At 55.6% G+C, this 23,691-nt stretch carries 16 protein-coding genes; 6 read left to right on the forward strand and 10 right to left on the reverse strand.

Annotation, left to right across the window (positions count from 1 at the left end; genetic code table 11):
• Positions 1-55 precede the first annotated feature (55 nt).
• From HG66A1_RS29185 to HG66A1_RS29225, 9 genes are all read right to left on the reverse strand, one after another.
• Positions 56-1,279: a YncE family protein gene (locus HG66A1_RS29185; RefSeq protein WP_145192679.1), complete on the reverse strand. Its 1,224-nt coding sequence runs from the start codon at positions 1,277-1,279 to the stop codon at positions 56-58.
• An 82-nt stretch (positions 1,280-1,361) separates the two neighbouring features.
• Positions 1,362-2,402, reverse strand: coding sequence for a cytochrome-c peroxidase (locus tag HG66A1_RS29190; RefSeq protein WP_145192681.1), 1,041 nt, complete (start codon positions 2,400-2,402; stop codon positions 1,362-1,364).
• Positions 2,403-2,663: 261 nt separating this feature from the next.
• Positions 2,664-4,355 carry a DUF3810 domain-containing protein gene (locus HG66A1_RS29195; protein ID WP_145192683.1) on the reverse strand — a complete coding sequence of 564 codons (1,692 nt, stop codon included), beginning with the start codon at positions 4,353-4,355 and terminating at the stop codon, positions 2,664-2,666.
• A gap of 24 nt (positions 4,356-4,379) precedes the next feature.
• Positions 4,380-6,074, reverse strand: a complete 1,695-nt coding sequence (locus HG66A1_RS29200; protein ID WP_145192685.1) for a hypothetical protein — start codon at positions 6,072-6,074, stop codon at positions 4,380-4,382.
• Between the two features lie 58 nt (positions 6,075-6,132).
• The gene (locus HG66A1_RS29205) at positions 6,133-7,815 is read right to left on the reverse strand and encodes a hypothetical protein (RefSeq protein ID WP_145192687.1); all 1,683 of its coding nucleotides are present in this window, start codon (positions 7,813-7,815) and stop codon (positions 6,133-6,135) included.
• Between the two features lie 57 nt (positions 7,816-7,872).
• Positions 7,873-9,519 (reverse strand): hypothetical protein, encoded by a 1,647-nt coding sequence (locus tag HG66A1_RS29210; protein ID WP_145192689.1) that lies wholly within the window; start codon positions 9,517-9,519, stop codon positions 7,873-7,875.
• Positions 9,520-9,536: 17 nt separating this feature from the next.
• Complete coding sequence (locus tag HG66A1_RS29215; RefSeq protein ID WP_145192691.1) at positions 9,537-10,589, reverse strand: hypothetical protein; 1,053 nt, start codon at positions 10,587-10,589, stop codon at positions 9,537-9,539.
• Between the two features lie 620 nt (positions 10,590-11,209).
• Positions 11,210-12,115 (reverse strand): ABC transporter ATP-binding protein, encoded by a 906-nt coding sequence (locus tag HG66A1_RS29220; RefSeq protein WP_145192693.1) that lies wholly within the window; start codon positions 12,113-12,115, stop codon positions 11,210-11,212.
• Positions 12,112-12,513, reverse strand: coding sequence for a GntR family transcriptional regulator (locus tag HG66A1_RS29225; protein WP_145192695.1), 402 nt, complete (start codon positions 12,511-12,513; stop codon positions 12,112-12,114). The genes HG66A1_RS29220 and HG66A1_RS29225 overlap by 4 nt, the downstream gene beginning before the upstream one ends.
• 183 nt (positions 12,514-12,696) lie before the next feature.
• Between HG66A1_RS29225 and HG66A1_RS29230 the strand changes: the two genes are divergently transcribed.
• Positions 12,697-14,166 carry a sulfatase gene (locus HG66A1_RS29230; RefSeq protein ID WP_145192697.1) on the forward strand — a complete coding sequence of 490 codons (1,470 nt, stop codon included), beginning with the start codon at positions 12,697-12,699 and terminating at the stop codon, positions 14,164-14,166.
• Between the two features lie 365 nt (positions 14,167-14,531).
• Positions 14,532-15,371, forward strand: coding sequence for an alpha/beta hydrolase (locus HG66A1_RS29235; protein WP_145192699.1), 840 nt, complete (start codon positions 14,532-14,534; stop codon positions 15,369-15,371).
• A gap of 1,243 nt (positions 15,372-16,614) precedes the next feature.
• Here the strand turns inward: HG66A1_RS29235 and HG66A1_RS29240 are convergent.
• Entirely contained in the window at positions 16,615-17,991 is a 1,377-nt protein-coding gene (locus HG66A1_RS29240) for a DUF1501 domain-containing protein (RefSeq protein WP_145192701.1), read from the reverse strand.
• Positions 17,992-18,607: 616 nt separating this feature from the next.
• On the opposite strand from HG66A1_RS29240, the gene ilvB reads away from it, so the two are divergent.
• The 4 genes from ilvB to HG66A1_RS29260 all read left to right on the forward strand — a co-directional run bounded on the left by ilvB (position 18,608) and on the right by HG66A1_RS29260 (position 23,688).
• Positions 18,608-20,389, forward strand: coding sequence for a biosynthetic-type acetolactate synthase large subunit (ilvB, locus tag HG66A1_RS29245; protein ID WP_145192703.1), 1,782 nt, complete (start codon positions 18,608-18,610; stop codon positions 20,387-20,389).
• A gap of 69 nt (positions 20,390-20,458) precedes the next feature.
• Positions 20,459-20,653, forward strand: a complete 195-nt coding sequence (locus HG66A1_RS29250; RefSeq protein WP_145192705.1) for a hypothetical protein — start codon at positions 20,459-20,461, stop codon at positions 20,651-20,653.
• Positions 20,654-20,751: 98 nt separating this feature from the next.
• Positions 20,752-22,185, forward strand: a complete 1,434-nt coding sequence (locus HG66A1_RS29255; RefSeq protein ID WP_145192707.1) for a hypothetical protein — start codon at positions 20,752-20,754, stop codon at positions 22,183-22,185.
• 114 nt (positions 22,186-22,299) lie between these two features.
• A complete protein-coding gene (locus HG66A1_RS29260; RefSeq protein WP_145192709.1) occupies positions 22,300-23,688 on the forward strand; it encodes a glutamate decarboxylase in 1,389 nt (462 codons plus the stop codon).
• The last annotated feature ends 3 nt before the right edge of the window (positions 23,689-23,691 follow it).

Below are 23,691 nucleotides of genomic sequence, written 5' to 3' on the forward strand. Positions count from 1 at the left end.
ATACAAGACACGGGCTGCCTGTCTGCAGGATCAACCCGTGTCATGAGCGTCAGTTTTAGAGACCAGCTTTGATGACGGAAAGTGAACCGGGAGATTTTTCCGGATCTTTTCCCTGAGTTCCAAAGGTGCTCAGATACAGGTTGCCTTCCTTGTCAAAGGCGATGGCTGCGGGCTTGTCGAGAGTGACAATCTGCTCGGCAGTCACTTTGTCGCCTTCGATTTTCAGTTCGAACAGACCGCCTTTGGCAGCGTCGACCCAGGAGAAATCGGTGGCGTACAGTTTCTTGGTTTTGGGGCTGTAAGCCAGGCCGGCGATGTCGCTCAGGCCGGTCTTCAGGCTCTTGGTCAGCTTACCGGTTTTGGGATCGTAGAAGGTCAGCAGCGAATCGCCGGCGACGTTGACTTCACCCATCTGACCGACGACCAGTTCTTTGCCGTCGAGGGTAAAGGTGATCGGTGCGGGAGCATCAACGTTGGTTGCGGTTTTGGTTTCGATGCTGGGTTCCAGCGGACCGGCTTTGCCGTCTTTGACAACCGACTTGGCGACCCAGCCTTTGGTGTCGTCGCCGTTACAGGTAACGAAGATCGCACCGTCGCCGAAAGCGACGCCGTAGAAGTTACCTTCGCCTTTGGCAGACTTGTCGCCGGCTTTGATCGGTCCCAGAGTCTGGGCAGCGGTGTCTTCTTTGACCCACTTGGCCAGTGGCTTGTCACCGACTTTGTAGATGCGAACCAGTTCTTCACCATCGGGACGGCTGCCGTCACCGACGACCAGCATGTCCTTGCTCATGAAGGTCAGGCCCAGGGGTCCGATGTTGTACTTGGGACCTTTGCCGTAGACATCGGTCGGGTAAGCGTCGATTTCGAGATCGACGGTTTTGCCTTTGGGGTCGTAACGGTAAACACCGTAACGGCTGGCAACGAAGACGTGTCCGGTGCCTTCCTGGATGGCGATCCCGCTGGGGCTTTCCAGGTTGGTGACCAGGGTTTTGACGGTCACGGCCGGCTTTTCAGGTTCTTCTTTTTTGGGCTCCTCTTTCTTAGGCTCTTCCTTTTTGGGTTCTTCCTTCTTGGGAGCTTCTTTTTTCTCTTCCTTTTTGGGCTCTTCTTTTTTAGGAGCCTCTTTCTTGGGCTCTTCTTTCTTCTCGGCGGCTTTTTTGTCGTCGCCTTTCTTATCACCTTTTTCATCGGCGATCAGATGAGAACTTCCAAGTGTCAGGCAGACTGCGGTCAGGCAGTACGCGCTGAGTTTCAAGATTTGTTGTAAATTCCACTGCATGGTGTTCATCTTCCTTTGAAAAGGGGATTTTCAATTAGTTTTCCAAAAACTCATCCTGTAACGCGAAATGTCCGCCGCGATCTTACTTGGGTAACTCGGGCATCTTATGCTCAGGATAATTCGAACTGGTCAGGCCTTCCTTCATGAAGGTCACCAGATCATCCACTTCCTGCGGTGTTAAATTCAGCTTGAAAATCTCTTCATCGAGAAATTCGTTGGGAACACCGCCTTTATTATAGTGTTCCACGACTTCTTTCAAAGTCTTCATACTGCCGTCGTGCATGTAGGGTCCGGACTTGGCAATGTCCCGCAGCGTTGGCGTTTTGAAGCTGCCGGTATCGCCGCCGAGATTGCTGATGGTCTTGCGTCCTTCATCCGGTTTGTCCGCATCCATACCCACGCCGATGTTGTGAAACGCGTTGTCAGTAAAGTTGGGACCGGAGTGACAGGAACTGCAGGCCGCCCGACCGAAAAAGAGTTCCATGCCCCGCTGGGCCTCGGGCGAAAGGGCTTTCTTGTCACCGGCTTTGAAACGGTCGTAAGGAGCATCGCCGCAGAGAATGGTCCGCTCGTAAGAGGCGATGGCCTTGGCGATGTTTTCTTCAGTCGCATCGGAGCCGAAGATCTTCTGGAACTGTGATTTGTAGCCGGGGATCTTATTGATCCGTTCGACAGCTTCCGGGAGTGTCAGGTTCATTTCGATCGGGTTGGCGATCGGTCCGAGTGCCTGCTCTTCCAGGGAGCCGGCACGTCCGTCCCAGAAGTGGAAGTTGTTGTAGGCGGCGTTGATCACCGTGGGGGAATTGCGGCCCCCCTTCTGGCCTTTAAAGCCGGTCGCGAACTGATCGGCGTTGCTGTAACCCTTGCCGGGATCGTGACAGCTGGCACAGGAGATGGTGTTGTCCCGCGAAAGACGTTTGTCGAAATAGAGCTGCTTGCCGAGCGCGATTTTTTCCGGGGTCGGCGGGTTGTCTGCAGGGAAGGGAACCGGGGGCAGACCGGCGGGAACTTCGATGACGAAGTCCTCTGCCTGCGCAGCGACGGTACCGACGTGGATCAGCAGAGCGGCCGCTCCGCCTGCGATCAGGGTTCGCACGAATTTACGTTGTTTTTCCAGCGCCATTATCTCACCTCACTACGTGGACGACTTAAAAAAGCTGTATCGGGCGGATAACTGTTGTTGCAGTGAATGTGTGCACACAATTCACGACGGGAACGCTATGAAAATGGTGGTCCCGGAACAGAAAAGTTACCTCAATTCCATATTTTTAGTCGCTGCGCACAGGACTGCAAGTCACTATCGACGCTGAATTGAATTGAAAGTGAGATTTTCACAGGATTTACGACCGAAGGCATCAGCCGTAATTGCTTATTGTCCCTGAGCTTACCGGTGCCGATTCCAGCGGAGGGCCAGCGGAACAGTGGCGATGGGCGTCAGCGAAAGCGTACAGAGGGCGACCAGCGTGAGTTGACCGAAGAGATCCGTGTAATAGTAACCCGGATGCGGCGGTCGAGCAAAAAAGGCGAAGTAGATCACGACACCGACCACCCAGAGCACCAGGGCGGCGAATACGGTCGAGACCCGAATCAGCTGTTTGCGGCAGGCGACAAGATAGGCGAATGCTGTTCCTCCCCAGATTAACAATATAACACAGAGGAAGACTCCAAGCAGAAAGCATTCAAATACCGAAAATGATAAGATCACCAGCTGGCGAGAATAGGCGTCGCTCAGATAACTTCCGACACCGACGATGAGGGCAAAGCCTGCCAGGATTGATCCGATGACACCAAAGATAAACCGGGTGCGCCCCGTCCAGAACAGGGAGATGACATTCGCGGCGATGATCCAGAAGGCGAAGAGGTAGATGCATCCGTAGATCAGCAGGGTGCCTCCCACGCGGACCAGATTCCAGTCGAGCAGTGCCGGCCCTTTCACGAGTAAGAGGGTGACGATGGTCATCAGCAGTCCTGCTTCGGTCAATAGAAATATCGTCACCACGGACCTGACGAGGTTGCGGAACAGGGTGTAACTGAACTCGCGATCCGACAGAGGGGCGGTCGCCAGGAAGGCTTTCATTTCTTTCCGTCCCGGGACGCAGACACTTTCGCCAATCTGGAAGGCGGAGAGGATGGCCGCCAGCACGCCGAAGACGGCGACAATTACCAGGAATCCATCGGCCCATTGATGCAAGGTCGAACCGAAGCCGGTCATGGTGATCAGGTTGACCACCCAGACCGCGACTCCCGCCACCATGCCACAGTTGAGCACTGTCCGTTGACAGCCATCGCGCCAGTGCAGTCGCGAGAGTGAAGTACTGACGGAAAGGGTCTCGGACCGGCCGCTGGTTGCGGCGCCTGTTACGATCGATTCATACCAGTCTTGTAAACGGCGCCAGTGCGGGCTATGAGCGGCAAGTCCTGCGCGAACCCGCGCAAACTCCCTGGTACCGAAATACCAGGCGCCCACACTGACGACCAGGAGAGTCAGAAATTCGGAGAGCGTGACGTGTTTCCAGGAAATAGCGCGTGCCTGAAACCCTTCCGGGTAGTAGCGGGCCACAAACCACCAGCACATCCCGATGACCAGGCAGGTCCAGCAGACAATGCGGGTGAGACTGACGGCATACAGGCCCCAGTAAATCGCATGGCTGACCAGGATTACCGTCACCATGAACAGCAGCGGTCCTAACAGGGGCCAGTATTCGGAGAGCCAGTGCGCATCGAAAAACAGCAGTCGATAGGCGCCGTTAGTGACCAGTTGCAGCACGACGACGAGGCTGACGGTGGCCAGCATCATCCAGGTGGCGATCGGCGTGGAACGCACGGGCAGGCCCATACAGATTTTATGGGTGCCCTGGATGGCGTTATAACCGACGGCCAGAAAGAGAATCGACGAGAGAATCAGATACATGATGTTGACGCCGAACAGATCTTCCTGCGCAAACATGCGCCCCGGCTCCGCGAATACCAGCCGATACATTAACGGACAGAGCACCAGCGCCGAAACCGCGAGCAGCGCACCGGCCCAGGCCCGTTTCAGAAAGAGTCGGGTAGTCGTAACTAATGCGGCGTTCATCAAATGAGTCTCACTTTTAAGCATTTAGCGGTGACGGTTCCAGCGGAGGGCCAGCGGAATTGTGGCAAACGGTGCCAGCAGCAGTGCCAGCACAGCCGAGTACAGGAAAAAGAAAAACCACTGCGGCCGGCCCTGATACAAATAAGCAGTCTGCAGAATTCCCACCACGATCATCGTGACTCCCAGCGCGAACAGCAGACCGCAGCAGAGGGTTTTGCGTTTCGAAATCAATCCCTGATACAGGGCACCGGTGTAGGCGATCAGGGTGCCTCCCATGATCAAGGCATACACGAGCATTAACATGGCGACGACGATGAACCGCGACAGCATAAAATCGCGGAAGATGGTTTCGAGCAGATTAATCGTGACGATATAAAAGATGAGTCCGCCGAACACGACACCGACAGTGGTGTTGATGAACCAGCTGCGTCCCGTCCAAAGCACCGAGACCGCATTCCCGGCGAGCAGCCAGAACCCGGAAAACGCCAGCAGTATCTGCGCCAGATACTCTTTTTCGTTAATCAGCAGTCGGCCGAGCTGTTTCGCCAGGCCTGGTCCCCAGAGCAGCGAGTTGATCGTCAGGCTGAGCAGTAGCGCACCGAAGATAATTGCCAGCGTGCAGAGACAGGTTTTGATCAGATTGCGAAACAGCCGCCGGATCAGTTCGGTATCTTTTAAAGGCGCGATTGCCAGGTAGCGTCGCATCTCCGCACGCCCCGGGTTGCAGATGCCGTCCCCCAGCATGAAGGCAACGAGGATGGACGAGATCAGACTGGTCATCAGCGTAATCATCAGGCAGCCCTGGGCGGCGTCGAGGATATTCCCCTGGCGCTGGTTTAACTCAGCCCCGATCGCGAATGTGATGCCCAGTTCCATGCAGCCAAACAGAAGTCCTGAGAAGATGACGGCCCGATGACAGGAATCCCGCCAGTGGAGTTTCGCGAGTGTATCGCTACGCGAGAGGGGAACCAGCGGCTGATCGGGAATTGCCCCGGTCAACAATGCGTTCCACCAGAGCAGCATGCGTTCCCACGCGGGGCTGGGAACGGCAATCCCCGCGCGGTACAAGGCAAAGGACCGCGTGCCCTGGTACCAGGCTGCGATGCAGACGATTTGCAGCGTGACGAATTCGCCCAGCGAAACCCGGCTCCAGGGAATCAGTTTCGCGTGGAAGCCTGCTGGATAGTAGCGGCTGATGAACCAGTAAAACATGCCCACGATCACCGCGGCTCCCACTCCCAGGCGGGTAAAGCTGGGGGCGTGCATCATCCAGAACAGGCAGTGTCCGACCAGGATCAACGAGACGATAAACAGTAGGGGGCCGAGCAGCGGCCAGTAGTCGGCCAGCCAGTGTTCGTCAAAAAACAGCATGCGATAGGCACCGCTGGTCAGCAGTTGTAACAGCACGACCAGTCCGACCATCGTGAACATCATCCAGCTGGCGATGGCTTTCGAGCTGACGGGGAGCGTGAGGCAGAGCTTCTGACAGCCCGACTGGGCATGCAGGCAGACTCCGAGGAAGCCGACCCAGGAGAGCCCGAGGTACGCGAAGTGGTAGCCGGTGAGGTCGTGGTCCATGTATTCCAGGTTCAGTCCCTGCATGCGCGTGAGCAGCACGAATGCCAACGGTCCCAGGATCAGGGTACCCACAGCGAGCAGCGCCCCAAACCAGGCCCGTTTACAGAACTGTTTTGTCGTTACATATAATGCGGTTGTCATCACCACACCTCAGGATTCAGGTTACGAAAAACACAACAACAATTTAGAGCAGCCCACATCACCGATGCCGATTCCACGAGACCGCCAGAGGGATCGTCGCGAAGGGGGCAAACAGCAGCGAGAGCATGGATCCGAGGAAGATCAGCTCTGCAATGCGATTGATGTCAACGCGATCGGGATACAAATACACCCAGGCCGTGACAGTACAGAGCATCCAACTGACCAGCGCAGTCCAGACCGTCCCGGGGGTAATCAGCATTTTTTTCGTGGCGGACCGGTAAGCAAACGCGGTCCCGCCCAGCATCAGCAGCGAATAGAACAGAATCAGAACCAACTCCACATAATGATGAAACACATAGTTCCTGGAAACCATGAGGACGCCGACAAAAAACAGAAAGCTGGCGGCACACAGTCCCAGCATCGTCCAGTAAAACCAAGTACGACCGGTCCAGAGAATGGAAATCAGATTCGCCCCGAAAAACCAGTAGCCGATCAACATGACCAGGGTGTAGTTCAACCAGAGACGGAACCAGTCGAACCGGTATGCGTCTGGCTGTAGTGCCTCCCTGCCATGCATTAGGTAGAGCAGCAGGCAGGTCAAGAACAGAATGACTTCAAACAGCAGGAAGACCGTTACGTAGGTCTTCACTACATTACGATTGAGGGTGGCGCCCAGGATGCGGTCAGATAAAGGAGCTTTGGCCAGAAAGGAGTTCATGCTGGTCCGTCCCGCGGCGTGCATGCCCCGCATTAACAACGCCGCGATAAAGACAGAGGCGATCCAGCTGAACAACAGCGTCATGCCGAAGTAGCTTTCGATGAGTTCGGGAAAGTCATTGATTCCCGGGCTGTGCCGATCGAAGGCGATGGTACTCTGGACGTTAATCAGCAGTACTGCCAGCCCGAGGACCACGCCGCCCATCACGACGGCCCGCTGACAGGTATGTCGCCAGTGATATTTGGCCAGCGCGGTTCGACTGGAGAGCGGCAGCAGCAGACCATGGGTATCGCTACCGGAAATCAGGGCCGACCAGAGTTGTTCGACGCGAAACCAGGTTTGACTGGGCGCCGCGGTCCCGGCACGGAAGCGGGCGAACTCCCGGGTGCCCTGGTACCAGGCTCCCAGGCAGACCAGTTGCAGCGTAACGAATTCGCCCAGGGTCACCTGTTGCCACATCACGAACGGCTTTTGAAAACCGTGCGGGTAGTAGCGTGTCAGAAACCAGGTGAAGAGTCCGCCGATCAAGCCGACGCTGAACAGGACCCGACTGAAGCTGGGGGATTTCAGACTCCAGTAAATCAGGTTCCCCGCCAGCGTCAAGGCGATCATAAACAGCAGCGGCCCCAGGACGGGCCAGTTGCGTGTGAGGGTCTCCGTTTCAAAATATAACAGGCGATAGGCGCCGTTGGTCACCAGTTGCAGGACGACGACGAGGCCGACCATTGCCAGCATCATCCAGGAGGCGATTGCCCGCGAAGAGATAGGGAGCCCGCGACACAACTGCTGACAACCGGTCAGCGCATGCAGGGCGACTGTGAGAAAGACGACCAGCGAGATCAGCTGATAAGCGAAGTAATAGCCGCGGAGATTGTCCGCCAGATGACCGACGCTCACCGCCAGCATCCGCGAGAGCAGCATGAAGAACAGTGGTCCGAGCACGAGAATTCCAACCGCGAGCAGCGCCCCCAGCCAGGCCCGTTTACAGAACTGTTTCGTCGTCACATATAATGCGGTTGTCATCACCACACCTCAGAATTCAAGTTACGAAAACACAACTACAATATTGAAAAGCCCACATCACCGATGCCGGTTCCACGAGACCGCCAGGGGGATCGTCGCGAAGGGGAGTACGGTGAAGATCATAAAGGCGGAAAACAAAACGCGGTCAATCAACAGATCGGTTTTCCAGAAGTTCCAGAAGACGATGCTGATGACCAGATAGAAGATGGTCGCCAGCCAGATGGTCTTGTGTGATATCAGTCCGAGACGGTGCGCATTCTGGAAAGCCAAAATGGCCACGATACAGATCATGCCAATGACCAACAGTGTCCAGACAAGTAATAAACCGGGCCGCTGATTTCTCAATGGTCCGACAGACAGAATCAATGTGGGATAAAACAACACCATGACAACACCGAAGACATACCCCATGAATTTCGTATGCCCGGTCCAGGCCAGTGACAGTCCGTTGGATATCAGCATCCAGACCATCAACAGGGAGAACAGTAGCACCAGAAAAAACTTCTCTTTCAAAAACCAATTACAGTCTCGATAGAAGCCTTCCAATCCCTCATAGCAAACAATCGTCAGGTAACTGACACCGAAACCGAAAATAACTACCCAGAACAGCAGCAGTCCAAGCGATTTGAATAAATTAACAACCAGGGCATGAGATAACTCTTGATCGGAAACCGGAAGTTGCGCGAGATATCCCTTCATCGAGGAGAAATCCCGGAGTAACAGTGATTGCCCCAGAAGAAGCAACATGGCGAAAGATGAGAGCAGAAAAACTCCAAATGTGGCCAATGGCTGATTAGAGCCAATCAGTGGGTTCACATATCCGTAGATCGCCTTATAGAAGTAACCATACAGATTTAAGATTAGTGTCAGCCCACCGAAGATCACCGCCAGCAAAGTCACTGGAGAACAACCATCCTGCCAGTGCAGACGGGTGAAGGCTTGTACCCGGGAACCGACAACGGGAATACTTTGCTCGCGCAGCTGCCCTCGGTCGCCGTTCAACCAGTTCTCGATTCGGGACCAGGGACGGCTCGTGACTGCAACACCGCAACGAATGCGGGCATAGCCACGGATTCCTGCCAGCCAGGCTACCCCACAAATCACCAGCACGGTGATCCATTCCGTCAGTGTCACCACCTTCCAGGGAACCAGCTTTCCCTCGGGATAATAGCGGGAGACCAACCAGGCCACGAGTGCCCCCATCGTGCTGGCCCAGAACAGCAGCCGCCAGAAACCCTTGGCCTGCAGACTCCAGTAAGCCGACCAGGCGACCATAATGAATGCAGTCATAAACAGAGTCGGTCCCAGCACAGAGCAGTCGCGGTCCGGCCAGGTGGCGCCCATCACCAGGAGCCGGACCAGACCGTTGATCAACAGTGCGGGTACCACCACCATCACCACCGTGGACCACATCACCCAACTGGCGATGCGGGCTGACGTGACAGGCAGTCCGCGCGTGAGCTGAAGCGGACTTTGATAAGCCGCGTTGATACACAACAAACCAAAGGCCACCCAGGACAGCGCGAGGATCAACAGCTGGCTTCGCAACAGTTGTGCGAGGTCTTCATTCACAACTCCCGGCAACAGGCGCAGCACGGCTGGCAAAACCACCGGTCCCGTCACGAGGACCAGCCCCGTCAGCAGTGCCCCCAGCCAGGCACGCTTCCAGATGAGTCGAGTTGTCATGACAAAGGCAGATGACATGGTTGCACCTTGAACAATTAACGATGCCGGTTCCACGAGACCGCCAGGGGGATCGTCGCGAAGGGGGTGATAGCAAGCACGAGCGAGGATGATCGAAAGAGCTTCAATGGTAATTCACTGTAGTTCCAGAAATTCCAGTAGAAAGCAGGAACGATTAGACAAAACAGCGCTGCGAGCCAGATGATCTGCGAACCAATCAGACTGGTACGGTATGCCTGGATGTAAGCGATTACGGTGGCAGACCAGCTCAGTAAGGCAAAGAGCAGCAAGAGAATAAAACCAAACGCTGGATAAAAAATGCCACAGACTGCAGCAATCAATAATAGTGGGAGTAGCAGAATCACGTTCTCTGAGAAACGCGAAGAAATCATCCAAAAGAAAGAGATGCTATTCGCGACGAAGATCCAGTATGCCAGAAGAGCATAGCCAGCAAAGACTACAATTTCACCCTTTGCTTCAAAGGCCACCATAGATTGCCAGCACTGCCTGATGACATCCGTCCCTTGTAACAATACAAAGGCGACATAGCTGCCTGCTAATCCCAGAATCACAACAAACAATAATGAGAGGATTACACATTTCAGAATGCAACGTAGCAGGACAGCGGAGAGTTCCCGATCAGAGAGAGGCACGCCTGCCAGATAACCTTTCATTTGGTGATCTTTTCGCTTCGCAAGTGAATTTATCAGGCCCACGAACAAGATCGCGATAGCAGCCTGTATCGAATAGATTGCGGAAATACCAAACATCGGGCTCATGAATGGATTCAATTCAATCTCACCCTGGGTTGTATGATCTATGAAAAAGACCAGATTGATGAAAAAAACAAGACAACCCAATAAAGCAATGAGCAGAATCAGCGTGCGACAGGAATCGAGCCAGTACAATTGGGCTACACCAGCTGAGATGGAATCGGGGTGTTTTCGTCTGGCGATGAGCGTACGGCGCTTCAAATCATCCAATTCTTTTTTTAAACGTTCCCAGGTCAAAGTAGGTACCGCGACACCACAGCGCACCAGGGCACACGAACGAATCGCCCCGAACCAGGCCGCTATAAAGACGACGGACATGGTCAGAAACTCCACAGGTGTGACCTGCTTCCAGGGAACGAAGTATCCGGGAGATTCGCCGGGAGAGTAGCGAGTCACAAACCAACCTATGGCTCCGGCACAAAAATAGGGCCAGAATATGAGCCTGAATACACCAAGGGCCTTCAAGTGCCAGAAAGCGCAATGCATGACAACCACCATGGTTGACAGAAACAGCGTAGGCCCCAACACAGGCCAGCGTTCATTAAATCGCGCTTCTCCGAAGATAAACTGACGATAAACGGCAACCGAAACCAGGCTGACGACAACTGTGATAATTAAGGAAGTCAGAATTAATCCACTGACAATTTCTGCTGTTGCGACAGGAATTCGGGTTATCGATTTCTGGGCTCGATCCAATACATTTAAACCCAGAACCAGAAACAGGAATCCGGAGAATGCCACGAAGAATAAATGGCCATCTAAAGTAGCCGCGGGGAGAGGAATGAACAGTAGACGGTTTAAGAACTGTATTCCCTCTGGTGGCAGTGACCGTAGCACCAGTGGAGGCAGCACCAGAAGCAATGTGATGACAAACACACTGCGCCAGTATGTTCTCAACGAATATGTTGTGACCCGTAACAGACCGTCTGCCATGGTACTCAGTCCTTAAACGAACTCCGGGCGGCTGATTTCATGCGGGCTACGAAGATTTCTTCCAGGGTGGGTGCCGTCTGGGCCAGGATTTCGGCGTCCAGGTCTTTTAAGGCGGCTTCCAGTTCCTGCCGCTGGCCGTTGCAGATGATGTCCCATTCCTTGCCGGAACCGGTCCAGGTCAAGGCGCCGGTCAGTTGCGGGAAGAAGGGCTGCGGCTCGGCGAAGCTGACCGTCAGTCGAAAATGCGAGACCAGAACTTCATCCAGCGGGCTGGTGAGCAGCAGCTGGCCCTGGTCGAGAATGGCGACCTGATCCGAAACGCGCTGCACTTCGTCCAGCAGGTGCGAAGAAAAGAGGACGGTGCGGCCTTCATCGACGACCGTGCGGATGATGGCGTCCAGAATGTCTTTGCGGACCAAAGGGTCGAGGCCCGACGATGGTTCGTCCAGCACCAAGAGCGGAGGACGATGGGCGAGCGCCAGCAGAAGCCCGGCACGGGCCAGCTGACCGCGGGAAAGCGTGGAGACTTTCTGCGTCATCGTGAGTTCGAACATCATCCGCAGCTCTTCGGCGTAGACCGGATCCCACTTGGGATAGAAGGCCCGCGTGAATTCAAACAGTTCGCGAATCGTCATCCAGGGGGGCAGGTCGCGGGTTTCGGAGAGATGTCCGATGCGACTCAACACGCCCGGCGGATCGGCGACCGGATCGAGACCGAAGACCCTTACGGTGCCGGACTGCGGTTTGAGGAAGCCGAGAATGTGTTTCAACAGCGTGGTTTTGCCGGCGCCGTTCTCGCCCACGAGACCGAAGACGGCTCCTTCGGGTACGGAGAGACAGACGTTGGCCAGGGCCTGCTTCTTGCCGAAGCGGCGGCTCAGATTTTCGATTTCAATGACGTGCGTGCTCATGGTTCGACCTCTTGGGGGTGTGCATCAAACTTACGGCTGCGCTCCCGCAGCAGCTTCAGCAGGGTCTCTTCATCCACGCCCAGCTGACGCGATTCGGTCAGCAGGGCATCCATGCGTTCGTTGAGAATGCGGCGTTTTTCTTTACTCGAGAGGGGAGAAACGCCACTGGAAATGTAAACGCCGGAACCGCGTCGGGAGATCACAACTCCTTCGGCTTCCAGCTCACGATAGGCGCGGGCCACGGTATTGGGAGTGATCGTCAACTGTTGTGCGAGCCCGCGCACCGAAGGAAGTTGATCGTGCGGCTGCAAACGCCCCGAGGCCACCAGGAACTTGACCTGGTTTACCACCTGCTGGTAATACGGGGTGCCGTCCGCTTCTGAGAGTTGAATCTGCATTGTTTCACTCCTGAGAACTGTATCAACACAGTAATACAGTTAAAATCAAATGTCAACCACTTTTTTCAGAAATCCGGACGAACTCCCGGGCACGGCGATCCAGTGTTGCATCCCCCCTGATGAGTCTGCAGAATAAAGGACGCGTAACCTTCTCTCCCTGCATCTCTTATAGAAAGTTGATCCATGCATATTTCAGGCAGACGCCCTCGACTGCTGGTGCTCGCGCTGTTGCTGCTCCTCTGCCCTGTTGTGTCCCCTTCGCTGTTCGCCGCTGATAAACCGAACGTGCTGTTCATTGCCGCTGACGATCTGCGGTGCGACCTGGCCTGCTACGGTCATTCGCTAGTTAAGACGCCGAACCTCGACAGGCTGGCGTCGCGGGGCGTTTTGTTCAAACAGGCGTACTGTCAGCAGGCGTTGTGCAATCCTTCGCGAGCCTCCCTGATGACGGGCCGCCGACCGGACAGCCTGGAAATCTGGAATCTGCCGAAACACTTTCGCGAAGCTGATCCGAATATCGTCGCCCTGCCTCAGCTGTTTAAACAGAACGGCTATTTCACGCAGAACATCGGTAAGGTGTATCACAACTGGCGCCAGAAAATCGAAGGCGACCCCGCCTCCTGGAGTGTGCCTGCGGTTTTGCATTACGCGCGTCACGATGACGATCAGCCGCAGCTCAATAATAACCGGGAATTGCCGATGAACCTCGCGACCGCACCGCGGACCGAGCGACGCGACGTCCCCGACTCGGCGTACTTCGACGGACGGATTGGTGACCTCGCGGTGAAAGCACTGAAAGGCTTTGAACAGAAACAGCAGCCGTTCTTTCTGGCGGTCGGGTTCTGGAAACCGCATCTGCCTTTCAATCCTCCCAAGAAATATTGGGACCTCTACAAAGAGAGTCCCGTGAAACCGGCCAGCAATTCCAAGCCTCCGCAAAACGTTCCCCAGATCGCTTTACACGACAGCCGCGAACTGATGCGGGCCGCGAAAGGGGAACTGACGCGGGAGCAGATCATCGAGATCCGATCCGGTTACCTGGCGGGGATCAGTTTTCTCGACGCGCAGGTGGGTAAGATGCTGGATGAACTGGATCGTTCGGGGCTGAGCGACAATACGATTATCGTTTTCTGGTCCGATCATGGTTTTCACCTGGGCGAACACGGCCTGTGGTGTAAGACGTCGAACTTCGAAAACGATGCGCGTGTGCCGCTGCTGATTTCGGTGCCCCACATGAAGACGGCGGGCGAGTCTTCCGATGCCCTGGTGGAACTGCTCGACATGTATCCCACGCTGGTCGAGCTCTGTCACCTGCCTGCTCCCGAGAAGCTGGAAGGCAAGAGCCTGGTGCCGGTACTGGAAGATCCCACAAAGACCGTGAAGCCGGCTGCTTACACGCAGCACCCACGCCCCGCGTATTACAAAAAGCAGCCCGAGAACATGGGTGTTTCGGTGCGTACGCCCCGCTATCGTTACACCGAATGGCGCGAGTTCAAAACAGGTAAAGTGATCGCGCGGGAGCTGTATGATCACGACAGCGATCCGGAAGAGAACACGAACATTATTGATCACCCGTCGGATCAGGGGGAGTTTGAAAAAGCGGTGCAGTTGCTGGAGAAACAGTTTCCACGGAAAGCGGGTGGGAAGGATTGAGTCGTTTGACCACCCGGTGGCTCGTTTTTCCGGTTGCCTTCGAAGAAGTTTACTGAGAAAGAAAGACGCCAGGCGGGCAGGCACACAGGCGCTGCCCCTACGAATCACGGGTTGGGGACCTGGTTATTAATTGATTGGTTGTTCTGTGACCTCCTGTTGCCTGTGGTAAGCACGGATTGCATCCGCGACCACCCTGTTTTTTTAGTGAGCGGAATGGCGTTCAGGGTTGGTGGGCTGGTTATTGTTGCTCTAACTTGTGGTCTGACAGGGGCATAGTCGATTCGAGTACCCCTCCGAGAGATCAACATTGACTGATTGGATGTAGATCGCGTACGCTCCGTCGCTTCTTTCTCTCGGAGATCATCATGCGACTCTGTTGCCAACTCGTGTGGGGGCTGTTGTTGCTGCCGGCTGGTTGTGCCTCGCTGGGGCCGCTTTCGCCGCTGGTTCCGGTCGAACGTGCGCTGGTTTATTATCCGAGTCCCTTTCCTGAATCGGCCGCGCTGCCGGAGAATCTCCCCTTTGAGGAAGCGTGGTTTGAAGCGGAAGATGGCACGAAGTTGCATGGCTGGTACCTGGATCATCCTGAACCGCAGGCGGTGGCGCTGTTTTGTCACGGCAATGCGGGGAACATTGTCAGCCGGGGCGAATCGCTGAAAATCCTGAATGAGCGTCATGGGCTCGCGGTGATGACCTTTGATTACCGGGGATACGGCAAGAGTGAGGGCAAGCCAAACGAACGCGGAATCCTGCAGGACGCGCGGGCGGCTCGTGCCTGGCTGGCTTCACGCGCCGGCGTTAAGGAGACGGACATCGTCGTCATGGGACGTTCGCTGGGAGGCGCGGTCGCTGTGGATCTGGCGGCGAAAGATGGTGCACGGGGACTTGTGCTTGCCAGCACATTCTCTTCGCTGCCTGATGCTGCAGCCCATCATTTCCCCTGGATCCTGCCCAGTCTGAACATGACGCAGCGATTGAACTCAGCCGCGAAGATTGGGAACTATGAGGGACCGTTGCTGCAAAGTCATGGCGACAACGATCAACTGATCCCCATCAAACTGGGACGAAAGCTGTTCGACGCGGCCGGCGGTCCGAAACAGTTTGTCGTCCTGCCGGGCGGAGGTCACAACGATCCGCAGACCGAAGAGTATCGCCGCGTATTCGACGAGTTCATTGCTTCCCTGCCTGCCGCCGGTACCCGCTGAGTTCTGTCTACCGGTTCGCGATTTTCAGCTAGGGGTGGTTGTTTCGTTTTCTTAGAATAGACCGTTTGTGTTTTGGGCTGGCGCTGGCTCGCAAACGGAAGCGGTATCTTCCCGGGGACGCAACACTGACCGTTTCCTGCTCGCTGCGCTCGGCCCGAATTTGATTCGGGCTCACCCTGTTTTTTTAGTGAGCGGAATGGCGCTTGCCACCGGTAGCTGGGTTGACGGTGGATCGATTTACCGGCAGCTAGCGCTTTGCCGCTCACGGTTGGTAGGCGTGATGTGATTTCCCTTGGGTATTGAAGCTGGTGGTATGTCGCCAGGCGGGCAGGCACACAGGCGCTGCCCCTACGAATCACGGGTTGGGGGACTGGTTATTAATTGATTGGTTGCCCTGCGACCTCCTGTTGCCTGCGGCAATCACGGATTGCATCCGCGACCACCCTGTTTACTTAGTGAGCGGAATGGCGCTTGCCACAGGTAGCTGGGTTGACGGTGGATCGATTTACCGGCAGCCAGCGCTTTGCCGCTCACGGTTGGTGGGCGTGATTTGATTTCCCTTGGGTGTGGAAGCGGGTGGCGGGTCGCCAGGTAGGAGCTGTGGATTAATTTTTTCATTTGAGAGATTGTCATGATACGCACTCATTTTATGAAACGGGACGAAGGGGGCAGGACAGAATTTTGTCCTGGTGTGCCCAGATTTTGTCCCAGTCTGTCCCGAATTTTGTCCTGGTCTGGCCGGGTTTTGTCCTGGTGTGTCATGCACAGATTACAGGGAACATCGCGAACAGGTTTGACTTGTTCCAGTGGAGATCAGCTGAAAAGCAGGTGTGGCTGGGTCACTGTTGTTCCAGAAACCTTACCCGGTTCAACGTCCTCGCGCGCGAGCCAGATGGGAACAAGATACGTTTCGGCGGAAGGCGATCAAGGGGAGTTCGTTCAGGTGGGAGTGGAGGACGTTCAGTGGGGAGATTTGCAGGTGTGGATTGCTGTAGTACCCGGCATGGGACCTACGCCTGTTTTTTCGATGGTTTCCTACAGAAGAATGAGTTTCTCCCCAGACAACATCAACTCTGTCACCTCCTGTTGCCTGTGGCAATCATGGATTACATCCGCGACCACCCGGAGGATGTTCTTCCGGTTCCTGTCGCAGGGGTTCACTCAGAAAGTGAGTCACCAGACGGGTGAGCACACAGGCGCCGCCCCTCCAGATGACGCTGCTCAGATTTCGGAAACGATTCGATCAGCTGAGTTCGGGGATGGGGGATCCTTTGGGAAGGATGGGCATGGGACGACCACTGTGATCGAGGAAGGCGTGGTGGTGATCGATGCCCAGGAATCGATACATGGTTGCGAGCAGATCGTTGGGATCGAGCTTGTTGTCTTTGGCGTAGGCGCCGTTGGCGGTAGTCGAGCCGATGACCTGTCCCATCTTCATACCACCACCGGAAACGAGGACCGACATCGCGCCGGGCCAGTGATCGCGGCCGGGCTGCATGATTTTGGAACGGGTTCCCTTCTGAGGATTGATGCGGGGGGTGCGACCGAACTCGCCGGACACGATGACCATCACTTTTTCATCCAGCCCGCGATCGTAGATATCTTCCACCAGCGCGGAGACGGCACGGTCGAAAATGGGGAGGCGACCACGGAGGTCGTCGTAGAGGTGACCGTTAACAGCGTGAATATCCCAGTTGCCGGCACAGCCCTGGACGCCGGGGTTCTGCATCTGCATGGTAACGAAGCTGCAGCCCGCTTCGACCAGGCGGCGGGCCAGCAGAGCGCGCTGTCCCCATTTGTGACGTCCGTATTTTTCGCGGGTAGCTTCACTCTCCTGCGACATGTCAAACGCGTTGCGGGCCTTGTCACTGGTGAACATGTTCAAGGCTTTGCTGTTGAACTTGTCGATCGAAGCGAGCGAGCCGTTCTGATCGATGTCGCGACGCATCTGATCGAAGGAGGTCAGCAAGGTCATGCGATCATCGAGACGTTCTTTGAGCTTATCGTCCATCGTGATGTTGGGGACCTGAAAGTTATCCAGGTTCGGATCAGAGCCCACGACGAAGGGGAGGGCCGACTCGCCCAGGTAGGCGCTGCCGCCACCATAGACGCGGGGTTGATTCCCGATGTAGTTCGGCAGACCGTTATTCACATGTTCGCGCATGCGGGAGACGATGGGGCCGATGGTCGGAAACTGCGAGATGGGATCAAGGGGCCGCAGCGGATCGCGGCCGGAGAGGAACCGCCCTGCTCCGCCGGCGTGGTTGGCAAAACCGTGGGAGATCGATCGGATGACGGTAAAGCGATCCGCGACTTTCGCGTGCAGGGGAAGATGCTCGCAGATATCCATACCCGGCACATTGGTGTGAATCGGATTGAACTCCCCCCGGTATTCCACCGGAGCGTTGGGCTTGAGGTCATAGGTTTCCATATGGCTGGGTCCGCCCTGCAGCCAGATGAGAATCACCGAGGTATCGGGGGTCGGCTTATGGGGTGCTGCACTGGCGGCGCGGAGGCGCAACAGGTCAGCCAGACTCAATCCGCCGAGTGTCAGGAATCCGGCCTGGAGAAAAGAACGTCGAGACTGGAGCGCGTGAAGCGGTGTCGCGGGACGATTCATCGTGATTACCTCGGCTGGCTGTGTTGGTGGGAAATTCAGGTGTCTGGCTCAAGGTCTCTGCTGCAGAGTCCACATACACGGTGGTCGGGCAGCAGCAGAGCCTCACTTAAACACCTGCTTATATATCGTATCAGAATGAATCCGCGGTTCCATACTTTTCCCAGCCGGAATAGGACTGATCTGAGATTTCGTCGTTCAATTGGACGTAAATCAATGAAATTTATTAACTTATAGCCATCCATATTTTGGGGACTTGCGATTTTCTCTGTCAGGACAACGTGGATACGGTCAGGAGTGACTTAACCTGAATAATCGAAACAGGTTTTGTAACCCGTTAGCAGAGGCTGATTAATGCGAATGTCTCTGGACGAAAATCGGATTCTGAGCAGGAAATGACTCGTTATTGTCCCCCGGAGTAGATAGAATTGAGAACGAAATCAGTCTTTGATTTTCCCAAACCGAACATCAGGCGTACGAGGTGCGTCTACAGGTTTGTCTGTTATGGTGACAGCAAACGCTGATCGAGCAGGTTCCCGACTGAAACCGACGCGGGGATCTGAGATCAGTCAGATAGAATTTCAGAGTTTTAAAGATCATCGAAAAGAAGGGTGAAACAGTGGCCACTGCCAACGAAAAAGAGACGAAAACGACTACCATCAATGGCGCTGAGATTCTGGTTCAGGCATTGGTGCGGCAGGGCGTCAAGACGATCTTCGCCTACCCCGGCGGTTGCAGCATGCCTCTGCATCAGGCTTTGATGAAATACAAAGACGACATCCGCACCCTGCTGCCCCGCCACGAACAGGGTGGTGGTTTCGCAGCCCAGGGGATTGCCCGTACAACGGGTGAAGTGGGCGTCTGTATGGCGACCAGTGGTCCCGGTGCAACCAACCTGGTAACGGCCCTGGCGGATGCCAAGCTGGACAGTATTCCGATGGTGGCGATTACCGGCCAGGTGCCGCAGGCTGTCATCGGTAGCGACGCGTTCCAGGAAACGCCGATGGTTGAAATCTCCCGCGCCATCACCAAACACACCTACATGATTACCGACGTAAAAGACGTCGCCCGCATCGTGAAGGAAGCCTTCTTCATTGCGAACACCGGCCGTCCGGGTCCCGTGCTGATCGACTTCCCCAAAGACTGTCAGTTGGCGACACTCGATGCCGAGCCGGATTACGATCCCGAAACCTATCTGCCCGGTTATCGTCCCGAGTTGCGGAAAGCGGCTCCCGAACAGATCAAACAGATTCTGGCAGCGATCAAACGTTCCAAGAAACCCATTTTATACGTCGGTGGCGGTGCCATCATTTCCGACGCTTCCGAAGAACTCGTGAAGTTCGCCCGTAAGACAAACATTCCCGTAACCACGACCGTAATGGGACTGGGCGTATTTCCCGGTGACGATCCCCTGAGTCTGGACATGCTGGGGATGCACGGTACCGTGTATGCGAACTATGCCGTCAACGAAGCCGACCTGCTGCTGGCATTCGGCGTGCGGTTTGACGACCGTGTGACCGGTAAGCTCGAAGAGTTCGCCAAGCATGGTAAGATCGTGCATGTGGACATCGACCCGTCTGAGCTGCAGAAAAACAAGGAAGCTCACATTCCGATCAATGCGGATCTGAAACACGTTCTGGCCGCATTGAACGAAGCGATTACCGATGATGACCTGCCCCAGGTTGATAACTGGCTGGCCCAGGTCAAAGAGTGGAAAGAAAAGTACCCGCTCAAGTATCCCGAGCTGGGCGATGTGATGTCGCAACAGTATGCGATTCACGAACTCTGGCAGCAGACCAAAGACAAAGATCCTTACATCACCGTAGGCGTTGGTCAGCACCAGATGTGGGCGGCTCAGTTTTACAAGTTCAACAAACCCCGCCACTGGCTCAGCAGTTCAGGACTGGGAACAATGGGCTTCGGTCTGCCCGCAGCGATGGGCGTTCAGGCCCAGTTCCCTGATTCGCTGGTGGTTGACATTGACGGCGATGGTTCGATGCTGATGAACGTCCAGGAAATGGCAACGCTTCACACTGAAAATCTGCCGGTGAAAATCCTGCTGCTGAACAACCAGCACCTGGGAATGGTGGTGCAGTGGGAAGACCGCTTCATGGAAGGTCGTCGTGCTCATACTTACCTGGGTCCCGTGCATCATCCCGAATGGGAGGGCAAAGGTTCCGGTGATCATGGGGAAGTCACATATCCCGACTTCGTGTCAATCGCAAAAGGTTTCGGTCTGAAAGCGAAACAGGTTCGCTCCAAAGCCGAGTACCCGGCTGCCCTGGCGGAGATGCTGGCCTCAGACGAGCCTTACCTGCTGGACGTGATCTGTACTTACCAGGAACACGTGCTGCCGATGATTCCCAGCGGTGGAACCGTAAACGACATCATCACTGAGTAATCGACGGTCACCTGACCTGGCGCAGGAAACGGATTGAAACAAACCCGGTATTGAACAGGAGTAACGTCAATGCTGATTGCTGCGCCACTCGGTCAGGACCCCGGTTATCTTGTGGGCTGGGGAACGCTGTCGTTGATCAATGCCGGGCTCGCTCAGGGTAAAAACCGGAGCGGGCTGGCCTGGTTTCTGATCTCGCTGTTACTGGGCCCCATCGCGACGTTTATCCTGGTCGCTTTCTGCGAGAAGCTGCCCGGGCCTCAATAAAGTGTAAAAAAATCCCCCCTGCGGGCTGGAGAAAAAATCTGACGGGCCGATAAGATAAAGGACTCTGAGAGTCCATTCTGCTTCTTTACGAGGGAATCATGAGTCAGCAGAGACAAATCGGCGTGACCGTCTTACCGGAGTATCTGCAGTACGAGGGAGTCGAAAATGTGCTCGACAATCTCATGCAGCGGGCAGGGGTGACTGCCGTCTCCACCTCGCCTTACGTCATGCAACTGGCCGACGTACAGACCGGAGTCCGCGAGCCCCCTGCGGATGCGGGAGCCGGCCAGGTCCGCCTGCTGGACCGTCCCCTCTGGGAAGGGAAGCGGGAGCTGTGGGTGCGAACATCCCCCAGTTTCGTTCCCGATGAAAGGCTCTATGCAGACTTGCGCTATCAGCCCGCGAGTGCCGATGAACTGACACATCGCGAAGGTCAGGTGGTAGCCCACTTCATTGAAGCGGCCCATGACCGCGGTCTGGAAGTCTATTTCCAGGTGCAGGCTGCGATCCCGCCCGGGTATCGCGTGCAGTTTGGAGGCCCGGTCGAAGAAGATATTCCCCGCCTGCCCGATGGTTCGCTCCCGCGGAAACGCGTCGCGAATAACGGAAGCCTGGCGAGCCCGCACATCATCGAATACCAGCATGCGCTGATTCGCGATCTGTTACAGCATTACCCGGACATCGACGGCATTCGTTTCGACTGGCCCGAGTATCCGCCTTACTTTCTGGATTCGGCGTTCTTCGATTTCAGCGACCATGCACGACGGGCAGCCGACCGCCTCGGCTACCATTTCGAACAGATGCGGGAAGACTCGCTGGCTTTGTATCAGAAGCTCAACGGCGGGCTGACGAACTTCGACCTGGATAACTGGCTCGCCGAAGAAAATCAGGCCGCGAACTTCACGGTCTGGCTCAACGATCATTTTCCCGGGGCATCCGCGATGCTGCTGCTCAAGGCGCAGCTCTCCAAAGAACTGCTGGCGGGTTTCCGCCAAACGATGGACGACGCCGGGAAGCCGAACGTCGAACTCGCGCCCAGCGCGTTTCCACCTCCCTGGTCGATCATTTCGGGGATGAACTATTCGCTGGCAGCGAAATACTGCAATTCGGTCAGCGTCAAACTGTATGGCATGCACTGGTCGATGATTCTCAGATCCTATGGCGATCAACTGCTGGCAGCGAACCCGGGACTCTCGGAAACACTGCTGGTTCGCGCGTTGTTCAAATTCCTGGATATCACCGATGCGGATCCGCCGGAACGACTTTCCGAAGTCTATTATCCCGGCCCTGATGAACCGCATCTCTCCGGACCGCTGGCTCAAGAGCGAAAAATCCTGGCAGCCCGCAAGCTGGCGCGACCAATGCCGATTTACGCGCTCGCGCACGGCTACGGTCCCACGGAAGATTTCCGCGAGCGAATGCAGGCCGCGACTGATATCAGCCCGGATGGCGTCTGGGTCAATCGCTACTGTTACCTGAATGATGACAAGCTGGACATCATCGGGCAGTGTGCCGTGGGTTGTAATACATAAAATTTGAGAGAAAAACTGATCGATCACTCGATCGATATTTAATTCCTCGAGTCATTCAGTAGGATAGCAGTAACCCGCTCTTTCACCGGTTGAACATCCAGGAGGGAACTGCTCATGCTGCACAGCCAGAAAAATCCAAACGAAGACGATCTCGACTCAGTCATCACCCCCGCTTACGGCGGCCGCTACATTCGGGAACCGGTTCCCAAATACCAGATGCCCCAGGCTGGCCTGCCACCCAAAGTCGCGTACAACCTGATTCGCGACGAACTGATTCTGGACGGCAACTCGCGACTGAACCTGGCGACGTTCGTTACGACCTGGATGGAAGACGAAGCCCGGCAGTTGATGTCTGAAACGTTCGATAAGAACATGATCGACAAGGACGAGTATCCGCAGACTGCGGAAATCGAACTCCGCTGCACCAACATGCTGGCCCAGTTATGGAATTCTCCTTCAGAGGAAAACTCGATCGGCTGCTCGACCATCGGTTCCAGTGAAGCGGCGATGCTGGGTGGCATGGCGCTGAAATGGAACTGGCGCAAACGCCGCGAAGCCCAGGGCAAACCCGCAGACAAACCCAACATGGTCATGGGCATCAACGTGCAGGTCTGCTGGGAAAAATTCTGTCGTTACTGGGAAATCGAACCCCGTTTCGTTCCCATGCAAGGGGATCGCTACTGCCTGACCGCGGAAGAAGCCGTCAAGCTGGTCGACGAAAACACTATCGGCGTAGTAGTTATTATGGGGAGTACCTTTGACGGTCGATACGAAAACGTCAAAGAGGTCAACGACGCGCTCACCAAACTCAACGCGGAGACCGGCTGGGACGTGCCGATTCACGTCGATGCAGCTTCCGGCGGATTCGTCGCACCGTTCCTGCAACCCGATCTGGAATGGGACTTCCGCCTGCCGCTGGTAAAATCAATCAATACATCCGGGCACAAGTTCGGCCTGGTGTATCCGGGAGTTGGCTGGGTGTTGTGGCGCAGCCGAGAGGAACTGCCCGAGGAACTGATCTTTCACTGTAACTACCTGGGGGGAGACCTGCCCAACTTTGCGCTGAACTTTTCCCGTCCCGGTAACCAGGTGGTGGCACAGTATTTCAACTTTCTGCGACTGGGGCATGAAGGTTATCGCGAGATTCATCAGACGTCGCAGGATGTGGCAATGTACCTCTCAGCAGGCATCGCGAAGCTGGGTCCGTTCGATCTGATTTCCGACGGCAGCGACATCCCCGTGTTCGCCTTTACAACCAATGAAAAAGCGAACTTCAGCGTGTTTGACATATCCGACAAAGTTCGCGAACGAGGCTGGCTCGTTCCCGCCTATACCTTCCCGAAGAATCGGGAAGATCTGGCGGTACTGCGATGCGTGTGTAAGGAAGGTTTCACCCGCGACATGGCTGACATGCTGCTGGGTGATCTGCAGCATGCCATCGACTACTTTGCTCAGCGTCCAGATCATGAACCGCAAGCCGGTGGTTCCAGTTTCCACCACTGAGCC

Origin of the sequence: Gimesia chilikensis (assembly GCF_007744075.1) — a bacterium.
In the GTDB taxonomy this organism is placed as follows: domain Bacteria; phylum Planctomycetota; class Planctomycetia; order Planctomycetales; family Planctomycetaceae; genus Gimesia; species Gimesia chilikensis_A.

Excerpts from the sequence above, each read along its gene's own strand:
- HG66A1_RS29185 (WP_145192679.1), bottom strand. The coding sequence starts at position 1,279 with ATGCAGTGGAATTTACAACAAATCTTGAAACTCAGCGCGTACTGCCTG.
- HG66A1_RS29190 (WP_145192681.1), bottom strand. The coding sequence starts at position 2,402 with ATGGCGCTGGAAAAACAACGTAAATTCGTGCGAACCCTGATCGCAGGC.
- HG66A1_RS29195 (WP_145192683.1), bottom strand. The coding sequence starts at position 4,355 with ATGAACGCCGCATTAGTTACGACTACCCGACTCTTTCTGAAACGGGCC.
- HG66A1_RS29200 (WP_145192685.1), bottom strand. The coding sequence starts at position 6,074 with ATGACAACCGCATTATATGTAACGACAAAACAGTTCTGTAAACGGGCC.
- HG66A1_RS29205 (WP_145192687.1), bottom strand. The coding sequence starts at position 7,815 with ATGACAACCGCATTATATGTGACGACGAAACAGTTCTGTAAACGGGCC.
- HG66A1_RS29210 (WP_145192689.1), bottom strand. The coding sequence starts at position 9,519 with ATGTCATCTGCCTTTGTCATGACAACTCGACTCATCTGGAAGCGTGCC.
- HG66A1_RS29215 (WP_145192691.1), bottom strand. The coding sequence starts at position 10,589 with ATGTCCGTCGTCTTTATAGCGGCCTGGTTCGGGGCGATTCGTTCGTGT.
- HG66A1_RS29220 (WP_145192693.1), bottom strand. The coding sequence starts at position 12,115 with ATGAGCACGCACGTCATTGAAATCGAAAATCTGAGCCGCCGCTTCGGC.
- HG66A1_RS29225 (WP_145192695.1), bottom strand. The coding sequence starts at position 12,513 with ATGCAGATTCAACTCTCAGAAGCGGACGGCACCCCGTATTACCAGCAG.
- HG66A1_RS29230 (WP_145192697.1), top strand. The coding sequence starts at position 12,697 with ATGCATATTTCAGGCAGACGCCCTCGACTGCTGGTGCTCGCGCTGTTG.
- HG66A1_RS29235 (WP_145192699.1), top strand. The coding sequence starts at position 14,532 with ATGCGACTCTGTTGCCAACTCGTGTGGGGGCTGTTGTTGCTGCCGGCT.
- HG66A1_RS29240 (WP_145192701.1), bottom strand. The coding sequence starts at position 17,991 with ATGAATCGTCCCGCGACACCGCTTCACGCGCTCCAGTCTCGACGTTCT.
- HG66A1_RS29250 (WP_145192705.1), top strand. The coding sequence starts at position 20,459 with ATGCTGATTGCTGCGCCACTCGGTCAGGACCCCGGTTATCTTGTGGGC.
- HG66A1_RS29255 (WP_145192707.1), top strand. The coding sequence starts at position 20,752 with ATGAGTCAGCAGAGACAAATCGGCGTGACCGTCTTACCGGAGTATCTG.
- HG66A1_RS29260 (WP_145192709.1), top strand. The coding sequence starts at position 22,300 with ATGCTGCACAGCCAGAAAAATCCAAACGAAGACGATCTCGACTCAGTC.